The sequence below is a fragment of the Pseudomonas akapageensis genome, assembly GCF_011355085.1.
GTDB classification, from domain to species: Bacteria; Pseudomonadota; Gammaproteobacteria; order Pseudomonadales; family Pseudomonadaceae; genus Aquipseudomonas; species Aquipseudomonas akapageensis.
On the sequence record NZ_VXCP01000039.1, the window covers coordinates 30,689 to 47,088 of the forward strand.

The window sequence follows — 16,400 nt, forward strand, 5'->3', positions numbered from 1 at the left end:
TATAAAGTCAAGAACCCCGGCAAGGCATTCCATGTTCAAGACCATTGAAGCGCAACTTCTCAAAGACACCACCCCGCCCGCCTTGCGCGCGGAGTTCTGGCAGTACGACTTCGAGCGCCTGCGCACCTACAGCCTGCTGGTGTACTGCGCCAGTGTCGCCATCTGGGTGATGTTCGACCTGATCTTGAGCTTCCAGGGTGGACAGGGCTTTACCTACAAGTCGGTGCTGATCATCAGCGCAATGCTACTGCACGTACTTGCACTGGTGTTCATTCGCAAGGCGCAGCATTTCCAGGTGCTCAACATCGTCTTCGCAGCGATCATGGCCCTGTCCATTCGCCTGGTGATGACAGGCGTGCTGCCGAATCTGCACCCCGCCTGGCTGGTCATCGGCGCCGCGACCATTCTCTTCAGCTCTTCAGTGATGCCCCTGCGCCGCTGGTCGTTCTTTACCACCCTGGGTGTGACCTGGGCCATCCTCAACCCCTATTACGAGTTCGACCACCTGTTCGACCTCCGGGGCTCGATGACGCTGTGCTACATCAGCTTTGTCAGCGGCCTGGTCATCTACAGTTACATCACCACACGCCGGGCCAAACTGCAGAACTTCCAGATGTCCAGATTGCTGCTGCAGCTGGCCTATCTGGACACCCTGACCGAGATCCCCAATCGGCGTTCGTTCATGACCAAGGCCCAGGGGCAGATCAAAAAGGCGGTCGACGCACGGGATCACTACCTGGCCATGGTCGATATCGACAACTTCAAGAAGGTCAACGATCAGTTCGGCCACGATGTCGGCGATATCGTCCTCAAACGCGTTGCCGCCAATATCAAGGCGTCGATGCCCGAGTTCGAATTCGCCCGCCTGGGCGGTGAAGAGTTTGCCATCTATCTGTGGGGGCTGACCCAGGCCGAGGCCGAGCGACGGGTCGCGGCCCTGTGCCTTGAGGTGCGCAGCGACCCGGCCCAATACCCGGTCACCATCAGCATCGGCCTGACTCACATCGAAGCCGACGATACCCTGACCTGCGCGCTGATCAAGGCTGACGCCGCCTTGTACGACTCCAAGCACACCGGCAAGGACAAGTACACCCTGCACCCCGGTTCAGCCCCCGTCGATGACCGTCACGGTCGCCGTGGTACCGGCACGCAGGCGTAGCTGTTCGGCAACCTGCGCATCCACGCGGATCCGCACCGGCACCCGCTGGGCCAGTTTGACCCAGGTGTAGCTCGGGTTGATGTTGGCCAGCAAGCGCAGGCCGGGCAAGTTCTCGCGGTCGCTGATGGCGAAGGCGATGCTCTCGACCACCCCCTCGAAACGCTCGCCGCTCATGAGCTGGATCCTGACCCGGTCACCCTCGTGGATACGCGGCAACTTGGTCTCCTCGAAGTACCCGCTGACATAGAACGACTGGCTGTCGACCAGCGCCAGCAAGGCGTTGCCCGCCATGGCGTAATCACCCTGGCGGGTGAGCAGATTGGTCACGTAGCCGGTGACCTGGGAGTGCACTTGCGTGCGCTGCAGGTCCAGTTCGGACTGAGTCAACGCCGCCTCCGCCAACTGCACATTGGCCTGGGCCAGCCCCAGGTTGGCCTGTTCACGCAACAGCTGCGCCTCGGCGACGGCAACGTCGGTGTGGGCCTTCTCCCATTCTTCGTTGGAAATCGCGGATTTTTGCCTGAGCTGGCTACGCCGACTTTCCTCGCTGCGTCGTTGGTGCAATTGCGCCTGAACCTCCACGATCGCAGCCTGCGACTGGCCAAGGCTGGCGCGTGAAACCTCGACCGCGCGGCGGGCACGGAGTACCGCCAACTCGTAGCGTTCCGGGTCGATCTCGAGCAGCAGATCGCCCTTTTCCACGTGCTGGTTGTCGTGCACCAGCAGCTTGACGATCCGGCCCGAGACATCGGCTGACAGTGTGACGACATCGGCTCGCACGCGCGCATCGCGGGTCCAGGGTGAGCGCGTGTAATACTCCCAGGCGTACCAGCCCAACACCAGGGCCAGGAACACTACCCCCAGGGTAACCAGTTGCGCCGAGACTTTCTTCCATTCGGTCATATCAGCTCCAGGCGCCCATGGCCAACACCAGGGCCGAGCACAATCCAGCGTACAGTGCCCCTTCGAACAAGGCCGGGTGCCAGACCAGGCGCATGATGCCCAGACGCCGCAAACTCCAGCTCAACAGCAAAAACACCGGCAGTGCCAGCAACAGGGCCTGGGCCAGTGGCGGCAGGTAGACACCGCCGATCTCGAAATCAATGGGCATCGAACGATACCCCCGCACCGGCGTTGTCCTTGCGCTGCGCCCCTTGCCATTCCAGGTCGCGTTCGAGCAGGGCCGCTGCGATGATCAGGGATACGCGCAGTTCGAACAGTTTCCAGAGCGCGCCTTGATGCTCACCAAGGTGGGCTTCGTGCAGGGTCTGCAGTTCATCGGCGATCTGCAACAATTGGGCAGGCAGCGCGCCTGCGGGGCGGTTGTCCAACACCGTCACGATCTGCTCCAGTGCCTGGGTCAGGCGCTCGCCCAGCTGTGCCGGCAGCAAGGGGTTGTTGGCCATCTGGCCTTTGAGCCGGCTCAGGGCCACACCCAACGACAGGGCCGACAGGGTCGAATCGAAGCGGGCCCGCGACAACCGATCGGGAGCCGGCGGCAACAAGCCCTGCATGGTATTGAGCCGGTCGCTCATGCGACTTTCGAAGGCGTACTGCACCGCGTCCGAAGCGGGCGAGCCGATCAACCCACGCACATCGGCGCGAGCCCGTTCGTACAGACGCTGCATCCGTTGCGCCGCGTTGAAGGGAAACACCACGGCAAAGACCAGCAACGACAGCACCACCGAACCGATATAACCGCCGGCAAATTCAAACCATTGAATCGCCGAGTTCTGCCAGATACCGACATTCTGCGGGCCGACCATCAACAGGGTCGACAAGCCCAGGCCCATGCCGATGCCGGCGGTCATGGGCGAGACCAGGGCCACTGAAACCAGGTACAACAATGGCAGCAACAGCAGCAGCAACATCTCGAAATCGCCCACCGAGGGAATCAGCCAGAACTCGTAGAGCGCCGAGACCAGCACTGCCAGGGCGAAACCACGGGCATAGTTCTGGCAGGCCGCCAGCGGGCGCGGGAAGGACGCCATCAACGAACACAGCACCGCCACCAGGATCATGCCGGCCCGCACGCCATCCCAACCGGTCTGGATCCAGATGCCGCCGGCGAACAGCAATGCCAGAAACGCCCGGATGCCATTCATGGCAGCCAAGGGGTAATCGAGAAACAGCGCCGAGGCTTGCCCCTGGGCATAGGCGCAACTGGCCCGACGACCCTCCTGAATCGCATCGTCGAGTTCGAGCATGTCGTCCAGTTGCCGCAGCAGGCTCGCCTGCTCCGAGCGCAGGGCCCATGCCAACGAGCGCAAGGCCGACGGCAGTTGCTCTTCTATCTGTTGCGCGTACTCGGCGGCGGCTTCGAAACGACGGCTCAGCAATCGCAGCTGCTGGCGTCGTGGGGCGGAAATCGAGCGCCCGGTGCGCGACAACTCATCGAGCAACACCAGTTCGTCCTCACGCAGGCTCGCGATCGACACCGGCAAGGCGCCCTGCCAGCGCTCGGCAAGCAGCCGGCGCTGACGATGCAGGATCATCAGCCGCGAGCCCATCAACACCAGCTGATTGCCCAACAGTTGCACCAGATCGTTGGTTTCTCGCAGGCGCGGCGCATCGAAATACAGATGGCGGCGCAAACCTTCCAACGCGTTGCTTTCGCTGAGCAGCTGCAATTGCCGTTGCTGGAACTGCACTTCGTCCTCATCGCCACGGATTACCGCCGCCGCATGCAAGGCAATAAGCTTGACCAGGCTGTCGATCTTGGCGAAGTAGCCCCTGGCCACGTCCTGGGGTCGTGCGCTCAACAGGCTCACCAGGGCCACACACGCCACCGCCAGCAATGTCTCGGTGACCCGGGTGATGGCCAGCATCAGGGTATTTTCCTGTTCGGTCACCGCCAGCATGGCGACGACGACAGCCGTGAAACCACTGAGCACACTGGCCTGGGAGTCGGTGTAGCGCAATAACGTACCGCCAGCGGTGCACAGGCCGAGCCAGAGCGCCAGGGTCAGCAGAAACGGCAGGGGTGCCTGCGCGAATATGGCAGTGATCACTACCGCAACCACGGCACCGACAACCGTCCCGATCACCTGGCCGAAACTGCGTTGCAAGGTCATGCCGGCCAGCGGGACGCTGACGATGATCACAGTCATCAATGACCACTTGGGTTGGTCGAGGTCGAAAATGAACGCCAGGTAGAGCGTCAACAGCGCAGCGACAACCGTTCGCAGCACGAACAGCAGCACATGCCGGTCAGGTGCCAGGGCGGTGCGCAACAGAAGGATCAGAGGTTGCATGGTGGGCCGCGGTTGGGAGAGGCTCTCGTGAAAACTGTAGCAGTTGCTGGCACCCTCGTTCCCACGCTCTGCGTGGGAATGCTGTGTTAGACGCTCCAGCGTCGAAGCGACGCAATGCGTCGCTAGAGGCATTCCCACGCAGAGCGTGGGAACGAGCATAAGGGTATGGTCTAATACCGGCCTTTTACGCTTCAGGACCCTCGAACATGCAGCAACTCGCGCTCAAAGTGCTCGTCATCGGCTATGTCTGGCCCGAGCCTCGCTCCTCGGCCGCCGGTGGGCACATGATGCAATTGCTCGAGAGTTTTCTTGCAGAGGGCTGGCACGTCACATTCAGCAGTCCGGCCAGCGAGGGGGAACACAAGGCCGACCTGGCCAGCCTGGGCATCGCCGAGCGCAGTATCGAACTCAATAACAGCAGTTTCGACACCTTCGTCAGCGAACTGGCACCGGATATCGTCCTGTTCGATCGTTTCATGATGGAGGAGCAGTTCGGCTGGCGCGTAGAAAAGCACTGCCCGAATGCCGTGCGGGTGCTCGAGACGTCCGACCTGCAAAGCCTGCGCGATGCCCGCCAGCAGCTGCTCAAGGAGCGCCTGAAGGCCATTGATGATGACAACGACTTCAGCGACCTGTTCGCCGCGGACAACGCCAGCCTGTACGGTCATATGGCCACGGCCGACATTACCCAGCGCGAACTCGCGGCCATCTACCGCAGTGACCTGAGCCTGATCATTTCCGATGTTGAAATCGACCTGTTGACCGAACAGTTCCGCGTCCCATCAGCCCTGTTGCACTGGTGCCCGCTGATGCTCGACAAGCCCCGCGAGCCGTTCACGCCTTTCGCCCAGCGCGCACATTTTCTCAGCATCGGCAATTTTCGCCATGCGCCGAACTGGGATGCCGTGCTGTGGCTCAAGAACACCCTCTGGCCGATGATTCGGCGACAGTTGCCCCAGGCCCGCATCCACATCTACGGTGCCTATACCCCGCCCAAGGCCGCCGCACTGCATAACGCTGCCCAGGGCTTCCACATCATGAACTGGGCCGAAGACGCCCTGGAAGTGATGTCTGACGCACGCATCCTCCTGGCCCCATTGCGTTTCGGCGCCGGTATCAAGGGCAAGCTTACCGATGCCATGCTCTGTGGTACGCCCAGCGTCACCACCCCGATCGGGGCCGAAGCCATGCATGGCGCGCTGCCCTGGCCCGGCACCATTGCCAGCAGCGCCCATGACCTGGCCGATGCCGCTGTACGCCTCTACCAGGACCAGGCCCTGTGGACCGAAGCCCAGACAAGAGGCAACCAGTTGATGGCGGCGCGCTATGACGTGAACACCCATGCCGCCGCATTGACCCGGCGCATCCGCCAATGCCATGAACAGCTCGCGCAACATCGCCAGGCCAACTTCACCGGTCTCATGCTGCGCCACCACCATCACAAGAGCACTCAATACATGGCCCAGTGGATCGAAGCCAAGAACCGCTCGGTCTGATCGGCGGACCTGCGGGATCGGGTTCGATCCCCCTGAAAAATATCACTTAACGCCTAACACTTAGGAAATATAGCTGCAGCCTATCGGAAAGTTCCTACTTACAATCTAATTTATTCTAACTGCCAACTTACATCCAAACTTAAGATTTTTCACACATTACGCACGTTATACGAGGCTGGCTCTTTCGTTGCTCGCCCGTCGGCTTTGAGAAACTCGCCAAGTCAGTGTTTACCCTTGCCCCTGGAACTACTACACTCATAAATAGCGGTACAGCGCGAACCATTCAAACGAGCAGTCGTTTGGCTTATCCGAAGTGCTCAATCCACCTCAGCCACCTGCTCGGAGTATTTCGCGTCCTGAATGGCCATTGCACACTAAAGGAGAAATAAAATTGTCCAGACTCGCCGAGTTTCGCGCTGCAGAGAAAGCCCTTAAAGAGCAACTTGCCCAGCTCGACGCCTTGAAGAATGACGCCGGTCTGAAAAAGGAAATCGAGTTCGAAGAAAAGCTCCAGGGGTTGATGAAAACCTACGACAAGAACCTGCGCGACATCATCGCCATCCTTGATCCGGGCAAGGCCAAAACGTCGGCCGCCGCCCCTAAGCAACGCCGCGCGCGCGTGGTCAAGGTCTATGTAAACCCGCACACCGGGGAACAGATCCAGACCAAGGGTGGCAACCATCGTGGGCTCAAGGCGTGGAAGCAACAATACGGCGCCCAGACCGTCGATTCCTGGTTGCGCCACTGAGCTGAGCCGTTTCACATTTTTTTCACGCTCGCTCTTACAGGATGGAATCTGCTAAAGGATTAGCGCCCCAATGCCCGCTTCGGCGGGCTTCTATTTTCTGCCGCAAAGCGCCGATCGGTCCGCAAGCGGTTTGCTCAAACGCTTCAGTTCCGTATCATTGCCTCCCGACAAGACCGCTGACGCCTTCAAGGCCTGAACGACCCGGCCCTTCGAACGCGCTTCGCTCATCTACTCTGGAGCCCCCATGAGCCTGCAAGATCTCAATACTTTCCCCGGCGTTACTGCCCAGCCAGACAGCGCAACCCAGGGTTTCGTGTTCAACCACACCATGTTGCGTGTAAAAGACATTACCCGCTCGCTGGATTTCTATACCCGCGTACTGGGTTTCAGCCTGGTGGAAAAGCGTGACTTCCCGGAAGCGGAGTTCAGCCTGTACTTCCTCGCCCTGGTGGACAAGGCGCAGATCCCCGCCGATGCCGCCCAACGCACCCAGTGGATGAAATCCATTCCAGGCATCCTCGAACTGACGCACAACCACGGCACCGAGAAGGATCCTGCATTCGCTTACCATAACGGCAACGCCGACCCGCGCGGCTTTGGCCACATCTGCCTGTCGGTACCGGATATCCACGCGGCCTGCGAGCGCTTCGAGAGCCTGGGCGTGCCGTTCCAGAAACGCCTGAACGATGGCCGCATGAAGAGCCTGGCGTTCCTCAAGGACCCGGATGATTACTGGGTCGAGATCATTCAGCCGACGCCGCTCTGACTGAAGGCCCTGCGCGCCTTATCGCTGGCAAGCCCGCTCCCACAGAGGTCGACGCTGAATTTGTGGAGATCCCCTGTGGGAGCTGGCTTGCCAGCGATGGGGCCGGTATTGAACACAAAAAAACCCATGACAAGTCATGGGTTTTTTTCGTTTCAGCAGCCCATCACACCGGCGCCGAAGTCCGAATCAAGTGATCAAACGCCGCCAACGAAGCCTTGGCGCCCTCACCCACTGCTATGACAATCTGCTTGTATGGCACAGTGGTCACATCACCGGCTGCAAATATGCCCGGCAAGTTGGTTTCACCCCGCGAGTCGACCACTATCTCGCCACGCGGCGACAATTCGATCGTGCCTTTGAGCCAGTCGGTGTTGGGCAGCAGGCCTATCTGTACAAAGATGCCTTGCAGTTCGATATCGCGAACTTCTTCGCTATGGCGATCCCTGTAACGCAGCCCACTGACTTTCTGGCCGTCTCCCACTACTTCGGTGGTCTGGGCACTGGTGATGACGGTCACGTTGGCCAAACTGTGCAACTTGCGCTGCAAGACGGCGTCGGCACGCAACTGGCCATCGAACTCGAGCAGGGTCACATGGGCGACGATGCCGGCCAGGTCGATCGCAGCTTCCACCCCGGAGTTGCCACCACCAATCACCGCCACGCGTTTACCCTTGAACAATGGGCCATCGCAATGCGGGCAATAGGCAACACCACGGTTGCGATACTCTTTCTCGCCGGGCACGTTCATTTCGCGCCAGCGCGCACCAGTGGCCAGGATCACGGTTTTAGCCTTGAGTGATGCACCGCTGGAGAAATGAACTTCATGTAGCGCGCCATCCTTGCCGGGAATCAACTTATCGGCACGCTGCAGGTTCATGATGTCCACGTCGTATTGCTTGACGTGCTCTTCCAGGGCCACAGCCAGTTTCGGCCCTTCGGTTTCGCGAACCGAGATGAAGTTCTCGATGGCCATGGTGTCGAGTACCTGACCACCGAAGCGCTCGGCTGCAACACCGGTACGAATGCCTTTGCGTGCCGCGTAAATGGCCGCAGCAGAACCTGCCGGGCCACCGCCGACCACCAGCACGTCGAAGGCCTCTTTGCCGTTGAGCTTCTCAGCCTGGCGCTCGGCTGCGCTGCTGTCGATCTTGCCGAGTATCTCTTCCAGGCCCATGCGGCCCTGACCGAAATTCCGACCATTGAGGTAGACACTCGGTACCGCCATGACCTGTCGATCAGTGACTTCCTGCTGGAACAGCGCACCATCGATGGCAACGTGACGGACGTTCGGATTGAGCACCGCCATCAGGTTCAGTGCCTGGACCACGTCCGGGCAGTTCTGGCAGGACAGCGAGAAATAGGTTTCAAAGTTGAACTCGCCCTTGAGCGAGGTGATCTGCTCGATCACTTCCACACTGGCCCTGGACGGGTGACCACCGACTTGCAGCAGTGCCAGCACCAGCGAGGTGAATTCGTGGCCCATGGGGATACCGGCAAAACGCAGGCTGATATCCGCGCCCGGGCGATTCAACGAGAACGATGGCTTGCGCACATCGGTACCGTCATCGTGCAGGGTAATGTGGTTTGACAGGCTGGCGATTTCACGCAGCAGGTCGAGCATTTCCCGGGATTTCGCGCCGTCGTCAAGGGAGGCGACGATCTCGATCGGTTGCGTGACCCGTTCCAGGTACGACTTCAACTGGGCTTTAAGATTGGCGTCCAACATACGGGCGATTTCCTTTTTCAGACGGTGAAAACAACAACGCCCGGGCAACGATTGCCCGGGCGTGTTTATCGGGCTGGCGCTGGATCAGATCTTGCCGACCAGATCCAGGGACGGCGCCAGGGTCGCCTCGCCTTCTTTCCACTTGGCCGGGCAGACTTCACCCGGGTGAGCGGCAACGTACTGAGCCGCCTTGATCTTGCGCAGCAGCTCGGAAGCGTCACGGCCTACGCCGCCGTCGTTGAGTTCGACGATCTTGATCTGGCCTTCCGGGTTGATCACGAAGGTGCCACGGTCAGCGATGCCAGCCGACTCGATCAGCACGTCGAAGTTTCTGGAAATGGTGTGGGTCGGATCGCCGATCAGCGGGTAGCGGATCTTGCCGATGGTGTCCGACGTGTCGTGCCAGGCTTTGTGGGTGAAGTGGGTATCGGTCGACACACCGTAGATCTCCACACCCAGCTTCTGGAATTCGGCGTAATTGTCAGCCAGGTCACCCAGTTCGGTTGGGCAAACGAAGGTGAAGTCGGCTGGGTAGAAGAATACGACAGACCATTTGCCTTTCAGGTCGGCATCGGAAACCCCAACGAACTCGCCGTTGTGGTAAGCGGTGGCGTTGAATGGCTTGATTTGGCTGTTGATGATAGGCATCGGTGACTCTCCTTCAGGGGTTGAAAATCTGATGGGAGAATCCTATCGAGCGAGAGCCTGAAACGCTCATTGGGAAAGCTGATGTTGCTGATTGGGTTTTGCTATTAGAAATTTGGTTTATAGAAGAAAACGATGTTGCGCAACCTCTGTGGGAGCTGGCTTGCCAGCGATGCAGACGACGCGGTGTATCAGGGACACCGCAGTGATTCCATCGCTGGCAAGCCAGCTCCCACAGGGACCAACTCCAAAGGCCCGCGGTGGTCAAGCCACCGGCGTACGCAAGGTCACGAACTCTTCCGCCGCCGTCGGGTGCACGCCAATGGTTTCGTCGAACAGCTGCTTGGTCGCCCCTGCCTTGAGCGCGATGGCCAGGCCCTGGACGATCTCGCCGGCATCCGGCCCGACCATATGGCAGCCCAGCACCTTGTCGGTCTCGGCATCGACCACCAGCTTCATCAGGGTGCGCTCCTGATTCTCGGTCATGGTGAGTTTCAGGGCGCGGAAACGGCTTTCGAAAATCCGTACCGAATGCCCGGCCTCCCGTGCCTCTTCTTCGGTCAGGCCGACGGTGCCAATCGGTGGCTGGCTGAACACCGCTGTCGGGATGTGCCGGTAATCCACCGGGCGATATTGCTCGGGCTTGAACAGACGGCGCGCCACTGCCATACCTTCGGCCGTGGCCACGGGTGTCAGCTGAACCTTGCCGATCACATCGCCGATGGCCAGGATCGAAGGTTCACTGCTCTGATATTGCTCATCGACCTGGATAAAACCACGCTCATCGAGCTTGACCCCGGTGTTCTCCAGACCAAGGTTGTCCAGCATCGGGCGTCGTCCGGTGGCGTAGAACACACAGTCGGCTTCCAGCTGGCGACCATCCTTGAGTGTTGCCTTGAGGCTGCCGTCGGCCTGCTTGTCGATGCGCGCGATATCGGCGTTGAATTGCAGGTCCAGGCCACGTCGGGTCAACTCGTCCTTGAGGTGCTGGCGCACACCGCCATCGAAGCCACGCAGGAACAGTTCGCCGCGATAGAGCAATGAAGTCTCGGCACCCAGGCCCTGGAAAATCCCGGCGAACTCCACCGCGATATAACCGCCGCCCACCACCAGCACGCGCTTGGGCAAGGTTTCCAGGAAGAACGCTTCATTGGAGCTGATGGCATGCTCACGACCTGGAATATCCGGGATCTGCGGCCAGCCACCGGTGGCGACCAGGATATGTTTGGCGCTGTACTGCTGCCCGTTGATTTCGACCCTGTTCGGGTCGACCAGGCGTGCATGCCCCTCGAACAGCTCGACGCCACTGTTGACCAACAGGTTGCGATAGATGCCGTTGAGGCGCTCGATCTCGCGGTTCTTGTTGGCGATCAGGGTTTTCCAGTCGAAATCGGCCTTTTCCAGCGACCAGCCATAACCCTCGGCCTGCTCGAAGTCGTCACCGAAATGGGCACCATAGACGAACAGCTTCTTCGGTACGCAGCCGACATTGACGCATGTACCACCCAGGTAACGGCTCTCGGCTATCGCTACCTTGGCGCCGAAACCGGCGGCGAATCGCGCGGCCCGAACACCACCGGAACCGGCACCAATTACAAACAGATCGAAATCGTAGGCCATATTAAGTCTCCTTGGCAGTCCAACAGCATACCGCCGGATGCCTGGCAGTAAACAAAAAAGCCACCCGAAGGTGGCTTTCGTGACAACGCGCCGATCGAAATCAGTAGGCCTTGCCAGTCTTGTAGAAGTTTTCGAAGCAGAAGTTGGTCGCCTCGATGTAGCCTTCGGCACCACCGCAGTCGAAGCGCTTGCCTTTGAACTTGTAGGCAATCACACAACCGTCCTGCGCCTGCTTCATCAGGGCGTCAGTGATCTGGATTTCGCCGCCTTTGCCCGGCTCGGTATCCTCGATCAACTTGAAGATATCCGGGGTCAGGATGTAACGACCGATGATTGCCAGGTTGGACGGGGCATCTTCAGGTTTTGGCTTCTCGACCATGTTGCGTACGCGATACAGGTCATCACCGATCAGATCGCCGGCGATCACACCATATTTGTTGGTTTCCTGCGGGTCGACTTCCTGGATCGCCACGATGGTGCAACGGTACTGTTTGTACAGTTTGACCATCTGGGTCAACACACCGTCGCCTTCCAGGTTGACGCACAGGTCGTCCGCCAGCACTACCGCGAACGGTTCGTCACCGATCAGTGGGCGGCCAGTCAGGATTGCATGGCCCAGGCCCTTCATTTCAGTCTGACGGGTGTAGGAGAACGAGCACTCGTCGAGCAGTTTGCGGATGCCGACCAGGTACTTTTCCTTGTCGGTGCCCTTGATCTGGTTTTCCAACTCGTAGCTGATGTCGAAGTGGTCTTCCAGGGCACGCTTGCCACGACCCGTGACGATGGAGATTTCTGTCAAGCCAGCGTCCAGTGCTTCTTCAACGCCGTACTGGATCAGTGGCTTGTTCACTACCGGCAACATTTCCTTGGGCATGGCCTTGGTCGCTGGGAGGAAACGAGTGCCGTAACCGGCTGCTGGGAACAAGCATTTCTTGATCATATGAGTCCTTAACAAGGGCTGTACGTACGAGTTTCGGCGCAGTCTAATCAGGCGGCGGTCACCTTACAATGCCCACCATGATGCGCTGACGCCATCATAGAGATTTTATGCCGCGGTTAGTTCCGTAAATTCATTAATATTGCACTCATCGGCGTGCATCTTCAAATTGTCGGCCGCGTCCATTCCCAAGGCAAGGTAATCTATGGCATAGAAGGATCCGGCAACGCCTTCCCCCTCTCTTACTGAAGTTGCGTCCATGAGCAAACTGCTGGCACTTTTCACTGTACTGGCCCTGACCGGCTGCGCAACTGCATCACCGACTGTCCTGAAAAGTGGCAAGGAAGGGCTGAGCATAGACTGCTCCGGCGCCACCATGTCCTGGGAACAATGCTACAAGAAAGCCGAAGCCTCATGTCCGCAGCACGGGTACAGGATCATCGGCACCAATGGCACGCCCGCCCTCGAGGAAAGCGAAAAGACCCTTGGCAAGGAAATCGGCAACTACACCAGTCGCAGCTTGATCGTGGACTGTAAATGACCCCGGCGATCAGCCGGAAATGCACTCGGTAGCGGCTTCGCGAACGTCACCCGGGCGCAGCGGGTTGTTCGACAGGCGCTCGTGCACCTTGATGGCGCTACCTTTGCCACGATCGGTGATATCGACCAGGGCGGCAGGGTCCGCGGAGAATTTCTGCGGCACGACAACGCGAAAGCCGTCCTTATAGGGTTCGATCAGCGATGGACCGCGGCTATCAGCAAGTTTCTCCACCACGCATTTGGCGTAGGCATCCGGGTTCTTGCCGGAAATGACGCTCATGGTTTCCGGACTCTGCTCAATCTCTTCAACTGACGCACAACCGGTCAGCGCCACTGCCAACGCTATCAAAGCCCATCTCATCAACGAAATACTCCGGGTAAAAAAGCTTTGACCGCGCAAAGTCCATTTTGCTCCCTGCCCTGGCAGATTTATCATACCGGCGCAGGATTCAGGACCATCAGCCCCTGCCTCGTGCTATCGTTTTGATTTGCCAGAAAAAGCGTTCCGGAGAGTCACATGAAATTCGTACACCAGCGCGAACACCTCAACGAAGACGACATTGTCGTCATCGAGTGTTCCCAGCGCTGCAACATCCGCCTGATGAGCGACGCCAACTTCCGCAGCTTCAAGAATGGCGGCCGGCACACCTATCACGGCGGCGCTTTCGACACTTTTCCGGCCAGGATCACGGCGCCCAGCACCGGATTCTGGAATATCACCATCGATACCGCCGGGACCCGCCCCAGCAGCGTGGTACGCAAGCCCAACTTCACGCATAAAATCAAAATCATCCGCCGCTCGGCTTCGAAATTCAGCTGAGGCCCGGCGCCACGACATGCAACAGGCAGGTATTTCTGTGACAACCGGCACCACTAAATTTGTGATCAAGTACAAGCTCAATGGCGAGCGCCGCTTTGACTTTGCCCAGTTGCAATCGGGCTCCGTCGAGGAAGCCACTGCGGCGCTCAAAGCGATTCATGGCGAGAGCAGCGATGAGATCACCGATATCAAGGTGAGCAAGGCGCTGTAAGTCGACATTTTGCGGGCGCTGTGCGCCTGAGCGCAGCCTGGCGGCAGCGGCTACATCGGGCCAGTTACGCCGAACCCTGTAGCCGCTGCCGCAGGCTGCGCTCGAGCGTGCAACGCTCGCAATCGTTCTCAGCGATTGACGTCCACCACCAGTCGACCGCGAATCGTCCCAGCCATCAACCGCTGCGCCGCATCGACCGCCTCGCTCAAGCCGATCTCCTGACTGATCAGAGCCAGCAGGTCGCGATCCAGATCAGTTGCAAGTCGCTCCCAGGCCTCGACACGGTCGGCCTTGGGTCGCTTGACGCTGTCGATGCCGATCAGGCTGACCCCACGCAAGATGAACGGCGCGACCGAGCCGGGGAAATCCATGCCCTGGGCCAGTCCGCAGGCTGCAACCGCGCCATGGTACTGCAGGCCGGCACAGACGTTGGCCAGGGTATGGCTGCCGACCGAATCGACGGCCCCAGCCCAACGCTCCCTGGCCAGGGGCTTGCCCGGCTCGGACAGGCTTGCCCGCTCGATGATTTCATGGGCGCCCAGTTGCCTGAGGTAATCATGCTCCGATGGCCTGCCGGTGGAAGCGACGACGCGATAGCCCAATCGGGACAGCAAGGCGATGGCGAAGCTTCCGACCCCACCGTTGGCTCCGGTGACCAGCACATCACCCTTGTCTGGGGTGATGCCATGACGCTCCAGCGCCAGCACGCAGAGCATCGCGGTGTAACCGGCAGTGCCGATGGCCATGGCCTGGGCAGCGGTAAACCCCTTGGGCTGGACAATCAACCAGTCGCCACTGACCTGGGCCTTCTGCGCAAGCCCACCCCAGTGCCCCTCTCCGACGCCCCAGCCATTGAGCAGCACGGCATCGCCGGCCTTGTAGTCCGGATGTGAACTGGATTCGACTGTCCCTGCCAGGTCAATGCCGGGCACCATGGGAAAACTGCGCACCACCGGACTTTTGCCGGTAATGGCCAGGCCGTCCTTGTAGTTCAGGGTGCTGTACTGGACATTGATCAGTACATCGCCGGCAGGCAATTGGCGTTCGTCCAGCGCTTGCACGCCCGCGCGATAGCCCTGCTCGTCCTTTTCGATCACGATTGCATTGAACATTGCATTTTCCCCCGTTGGACCGTTCGTCTGGAATCTTTCGAAAAAAGTCTCACCGCCATTCTGCGCGCCATTCTTCGCAAGAATCCCGTTGCGAAATCGACAGGGACGCATCATTGCGCTCCGGCCTCGCCGTCTTTAATGTCAAGGCATCCTACCGAATCAGGAGCTGCACCGCGATGAGCCAATGGCCCGACACCCGCATCCTTGACCTGCTGGGCATAGAACTGCCGATTATCCAGGCGCCCATGGCCAACTCGAGCGACTCGAAGATGGCCATTGCGGTCTCCAATGCCGGCGGCCTGGGCTCCCTGCCCTGCGCCACAATCAGCCATGAAAAGATCCGCCAGGAGTTGCAGGCCTTCAAACAGGCCAGCAGCGGCCCCTTGAACCTGAATTTTTTCTGTCACCAGGCGCCTGCCGCCGATCCGCAACGGGAAGCGCGCTGGAAGGAATCGCTCAAAGGCTATTACCAGGAACTGGGCGCCGACTTCGATGCCCCGACACCGGTCTCCAGCCGGGCGCCCTTCGATGACGCCGCCTCTGCCCTGGTCGAAGAATTCCGTCCTGCCGTCGTGAGTTTTCATTTCGGCCTGCCGGCACCGCAACTGCTCGCACGGGTCAAGGCCAGCGGCGCCAAGGTGCTTTCCAGTGCCACGACCGTCGATGAAGCGATCTGGCTGGAACAGCACGGCTGCGATGCAATCATCGCCATGGGCTATGAGGCTGGCGGCCATCGCGGCATGTTCCTGAGCGACGCCCTCTGCACCCAGGTCGGCACCCTGGCGCTGGTCCCGCAGGTCGTCGATGCAGTCAAGGTCCCGGTGATTGCCGCAGGTGGTATCGGCGATGCACGCGGCATCGTTGCAGCCTTTGCCCTGGGTGCCGCGGCCGTGCAATTGGGAACCGCCTACCTGTTCTGCCCCGAAGCAAAGATTTCGCCAACCTATCGCCAGGCGCTGGCCACGGCCAAGGAAAGCGATACGGCGCTGACCAACCTGTTCACCGGCCGCCCGGCGCGCGGCATCAATACCCGGATCATGCGCGAACTGGGGCCCATGAACGCAGATGCGCCGGCCTTTCCGTTGGCCGGCGGGGCGTTGATGCCGTTGCGTGCGATCAGCGAGCCGGCGGGCAACAGTGACTTCAGCAACCTCTGGTCGGGCCAGGCACCGCGCCTGGGGGTTGCGCTGCCGGCTGGGGAGCTGACGCGCAAACTGGCGAGCGAGGCATTGGCCAGGCTTTCGCGCTGATCCAGACCAATTTGCGACCGCTTCGCGCTCGAGCGCAGCCTGCGGCAGCGGCTACGCCGACCGTGGTATGCCGAACATTTGTTGCCGCTGCCCCAGGCTGCGCTGGGGCCGCAAGG

The 16,400-nt window shown here is 60.0% G+C and carries 17 protein-coding genes; 8 read left to right on the forward strand and 9 right to left on the reverse strand.

Features of this window, described 5'->3' with window-relative positions:
• Positions 1-31 precede the first annotated feature (31 nt).
• Entirely contained in the window at positions 32-1,159 is a 1,128-nt protein-coding gene (locus tag F2S13_RS22985; RefSeq protein ID WP_166365141.1) for a GGDEF domain-containing protein, read from the forward strand.
• On the opposite strand, the gene F2S13_RS22990 is transcribed toward F2S13_RS22985, so the two are convergent.
• Genes F2S13_RS22990 through F2S13_RS23000 form a run of 3 tightly spaced genes read right to left on the reverse strand, consistent with a single transcriptional unit; the run spans position 1,106 to position 4,413 of the window.
• Positions 1,106-2,062, reverse strand: coding sequence for an HlyD family secretion protein (locus F2S13_RS22990; RefSeq protein ID WP_166365143.1), 957 nt, complete (start codon positions 2,060-2,062; stop codon positions 1,106-1,108). The two genes, F2S13_RS22985 and F2S13_RS22990, sit on opposite strands and share 54 nt — an antisense overlap.
• Before the next feature lies 1 nt (position 2,063).
• The gene (locus tag F2S13_RS22995) at positions 2,064-2,270 is read right to left on the reverse strand and encodes a DUF1656 domain-containing protein (RefSeq protein WP_166365145.1); all 207 of its coding nucleotides are present in this window, start codon (positions 2,268-2,270) and stop codon (positions 2,064-2,066) included.
• A complete protein-coding gene (locus F2S13_RS23000) occupies positions 2,260-4,413 on the reverse strand; it encodes an FUSC family protein (protein WP_166365147.1) in 2,154 nt (717 codons plus the stop codon). The genes F2S13_RS22995 and F2S13_RS23000 overlap by 11 nt, the downstream gene beginning before the upstream one ends.
• 206 nt (positions 4,414-4,619) lie before the next feature.
• Here F2S13_RS23000 and F2S13_RS23005 point away from each other — a divergent pair, with 206 nt between their 5' ends.
• The 3 genes from F2S13_RS23005 (at position 4,620) to gloA (ending at position 7,423) form a co-directional block, all read left to right on the forward strand.
• On the forward strand, positions 4,620-5,909 hold the full coding sequence (locus F2S13_RS23005; RefSeq protein WP_166365149.1) for a glycosyltransferase: 1,290 nt from the start codon (positions 4,620-4,622) through the stop codon (positions 5,907-5,909).
• A 391-nt stretch (positions 5,910-6,300) separates the two neighbouring features.
• A complete protein-coding gene (locus F2S13_RS23010) occupies positions 6,301-6,657 on the forward strand; it encodes a histone-like nucleoid-structuring protein, MvaT/MvaU family (protein ID WP_166365151.1) in 357 nt (118 codons plus the stop codon).
• A 244-nt stretch (positions 6,658-6,901) separates the two neighbouring features.
• A complete protein-coding gene (gene gloA, locus F2S13_RS23015) occupies positions 6,902-7,423 on the forward strand; it encodes a lactoylglutathione lyase (RefSeq protein WP_166365153.1) in 522 nt (173 codons plus the stop codon).
• 163 nt (positions 7,424-7,586) lie between these two features.
• Here the strand turns inward: gloA and ahpF are convergent, their stop codons facing one another.
• The 4 genes from ahpF to galU form a co-directional block, all read right to left on the reverse strand.
• Positions 7,587-9,149, reverse strand: coding sequence for an alkyl hydroperoxide reductase subunit F (gene ahpF / locus F2S13_RS23020; protein WP_166365155.1), 1,563 nt, complete (start codon positions 9,147-9,149; stop codon positions 7,587-7,589).
• Positions 9,150-9,233: 84 nt separating this feature from the next.
• The gene (ahpC, locus tag F2S13_RS23025; protein WP_166365157.1) at positions 9,234-9,797 is read right to left on the reverse strand and encodes an alkyl hydroperoxide reductase subunit C; all 564 of its coding nucleotides are present in this window, start codon (positions 9,795-9,797) and stop codon (positions 9,234-9,236) included.
• 261 nt (positions 9,798-10,058) lie between these two features.
• The gene (gorA, locus tag F2S13_RS23030; RefSeq protein WP_166365159.1) at positions 10,059-11,414 is read right to left on the reverse strand and encodes a glutathione-disulfide reductase; all 1,356 of its coding nucleotides are present in this window, start codon (positions 11,412-11,414) and stop codon (positions 10,059-10,061) included.
• A gap of 100 nt (positions 11,415-11,514) precedes the next feature.
• Complete coding sequence (galU, locus tag F2S13_RS23035; protein WP_166365161.1) at positions 11,515-12,354, reverse strand: UTP--glucose-1-phosphate uridylyltransferase GalU; 840 nt, start codon at positions 12,352-12,354, stop codon at positions 11,515-11,517.
• Positions 12,355-12,610: 256 nt separating this feature from the next.
• Between galU and F2S13_RS23040 the strand changes: the two genes are divergently transcribed.
• The gene (locus F2S13_RS23040; RefSeq protein WP_166365163.1) at positions 12,611-12,892 is read left to right on the forward strand and encodes a hypothetical protein; all 282 of its coding nucleotides are present in this window, start codon (positions 12,611-12,613) and stop codon (positions 12,890-12,892) included.
• A 9-nt stretch (positions 12,893-12,901) separates the two neighbouring features.
• Here the strand turns inward: F2S13_RS23040 and F2S13_RS23045 are convergent, their stop codons facing one another.
• On the reverse strand, positions 12,902-13,252 hold the full coding sequence (locus F2S13_RS23045; RefSeq protein WP_166365165.1) for a hypothetical protein: 351 nt from the start codon (positions 13,250-13,252) through the stop codon (positions 12,902-12,904).
• Between the two features lie 156 nt (positions 13,253-13,408).
• Between F2S13_RS23045 and F2S13_RS23050 the strand changes: the two genes are divergently transcribed.
• Together F2S13_RS23050 and F2S13_RS23055 are read left to right on the forward strand one after the other, a co-directional pair.
• Positions 13,409-13,711: a DUF1883 domain-containing protein gene (locus tag F2S13_RS23050; RefSeq protein ID WP_166365167.1), complete on the forward strand. Its 303-nt coding sequence runs from the start codon at positions 13,409-13,411 to the stop codon at positions 13,709-13,711.
• A 16-nt stretch (positions 13,712-13,727) separates the two neighbouring features.
• Positions 13,728-13,922, forward strand: coding sequence for a hypothetical protein (locus F2S13_RS23055; protein ID WP_166365169.1), 195 nt, complete (start codon positions 13,728-13,730; stop codon positions 13,920-13,922).
• Between the two features lie 128 nt (positions 13,923-14,050).
• Here the strand turns inward: F2S13_RS23055 and acuI are convergent, their stop codons facing one another.
• On the reverse strand, positions 14,051-15,034 hold the full coding sequence (gene acuI / locus F2S13_RS23060; RefSeq protein WP_166365171.1) for an acrylyl-CoA reductase (NADPH): 984 nt from the start codon (positions 15,032-15,034) through the stop codon (positions 14,051-14,053).
• Positions 15,035-15,210: 176 nt separating this feature from the next.
• Between acuI and F2S13_RS23065 the strand changes: the two genes are divergently transcribed.
• Positions 15,211-16,284, forward strand: coding sequence for an NAD(P)H-dependent flavin oxidoreductase (locus F2S13_RS23065; protein WP_166365173.1), 1,074 nt, complete (start codon positions 15,211-15,213; stop codon positions 16,282-16,284).
• Positions 16,285-16,400 lie beyond the last annotated feature (116 nt).

Excerpts from the sequence above, each read along its gene's own strand:
- F2S13_RS23050 (WP_166365167.1), top strand. The coding sequence starts at position 13,409 with ATGAAATTCGTACACCAGCGCGAACACCTCAACGAAGACGACATTGTC.
- F2S13_RS23005 (WP_166365149.1), top strand. The coding sequence starts at position 4,620 with ATGCAGCAACTCGCGCTCAAAGTGCTCGTCATCGGCTATGTCTGGCCC.
- ahpC (WP_166365157.1), bottom strand. The coding sequence starts at position 9,797 with ATGCCTATCATCAACAGCCAAATCAAGCCATTCAACGCCACCGCTTAC.
- F2S13_RS22995 (WP_166365145.1), bottom strand. The coding sequence starts at position 2,270 with ATGCCCATTGATTTCGAGATCGGCGGTGTCTACCTGCCGCCACTGGCC.
- ahpF (WP_166365155.1), bottom strand. The coding sequence starts at position 9,149 with ATGTTGGACGCCAATCTTAAAGCCCAGTTGAAGTCGTACCTGGAACGG.
- galU (WP_166365161.1), bottom strand. The coding sequence starts at position 12,354 with ATGATCAAGAAATGCTTGTTCCCAGCAGCCGGTTACGGCACTCGTTTC.
- F2S13_RS23000 (WP_166365147.1), bottom strand. The coding sequence starts at position 4,413 with ATGCAACCTCTGATCCTTCTGTTGCGCACCGCCCTGGCACCTGACCGG.
- F2S13_RS22990 (WP_166365143.1), bottom strand. The coding sequence starts at position 2,062 with ATGACCGAATGGAAGAAAGTCTCGGCGCAACTGGTTACCCTGGGGGTA.
- F2S13_RS23055 (WP_166365169.1), top strand. The coding sequence starts at position 13,728 with ATGCAACAGGCAGGTATTTCTGTGACAACCGGCACCACTAAATTTGTG.
- F2S13_RS22985 (WP_166365141.1), top strand. The coding sequence starts at position 32 with ATGTTCAAGACCATTGAAGCGCAACTTCTCAAAGACACCACCCCGCCC.
- F2S13_RS23065 (WP_166365173.1), top strand. The coding sequence starts at position 15,211 with ATGAGCCAATGGCCCGACACCCGCATCCTTGACCTGCTGGGCATAGAA.
- gorA (WP_166365159.1), bottom strand. The coding sequence starts at position 11,414 with ATGGCCTACGATTTCGATCTGTTTGTAATTGGTGCCGGTTCCGGTGGT.
- acuI (WP_166365171.1), bottom strand. The coding sequence starts at position 15,034 with ATGTTCAATGCAATCGTGATCGAAAAGGACGAGCAGGGCTATCGCGCG.
- gloA (WP_166365153.1), top strand. The coding sequence starts at position 6,902 with ATGAGCCTGCAAGATCTCAATACTTTCCCCGGCGTTACTGCCCAGCCA.
- F2S13_RS23045 (WP_166365165.1), bottom strand. The coding sequence starts at position 13,252 with ATGAGATGGGCTTTGATAGCGTTGGCAGTGGCGCTGACCGGTTGTGCG.
- F2S13_RS23040 (WP_166365163.1), top strand. The coding sequence starts at position 12,611 with ATGAGCAAACTGCTGGCACTTTTCACTGTACTGGCCCTGACCGGCTGC.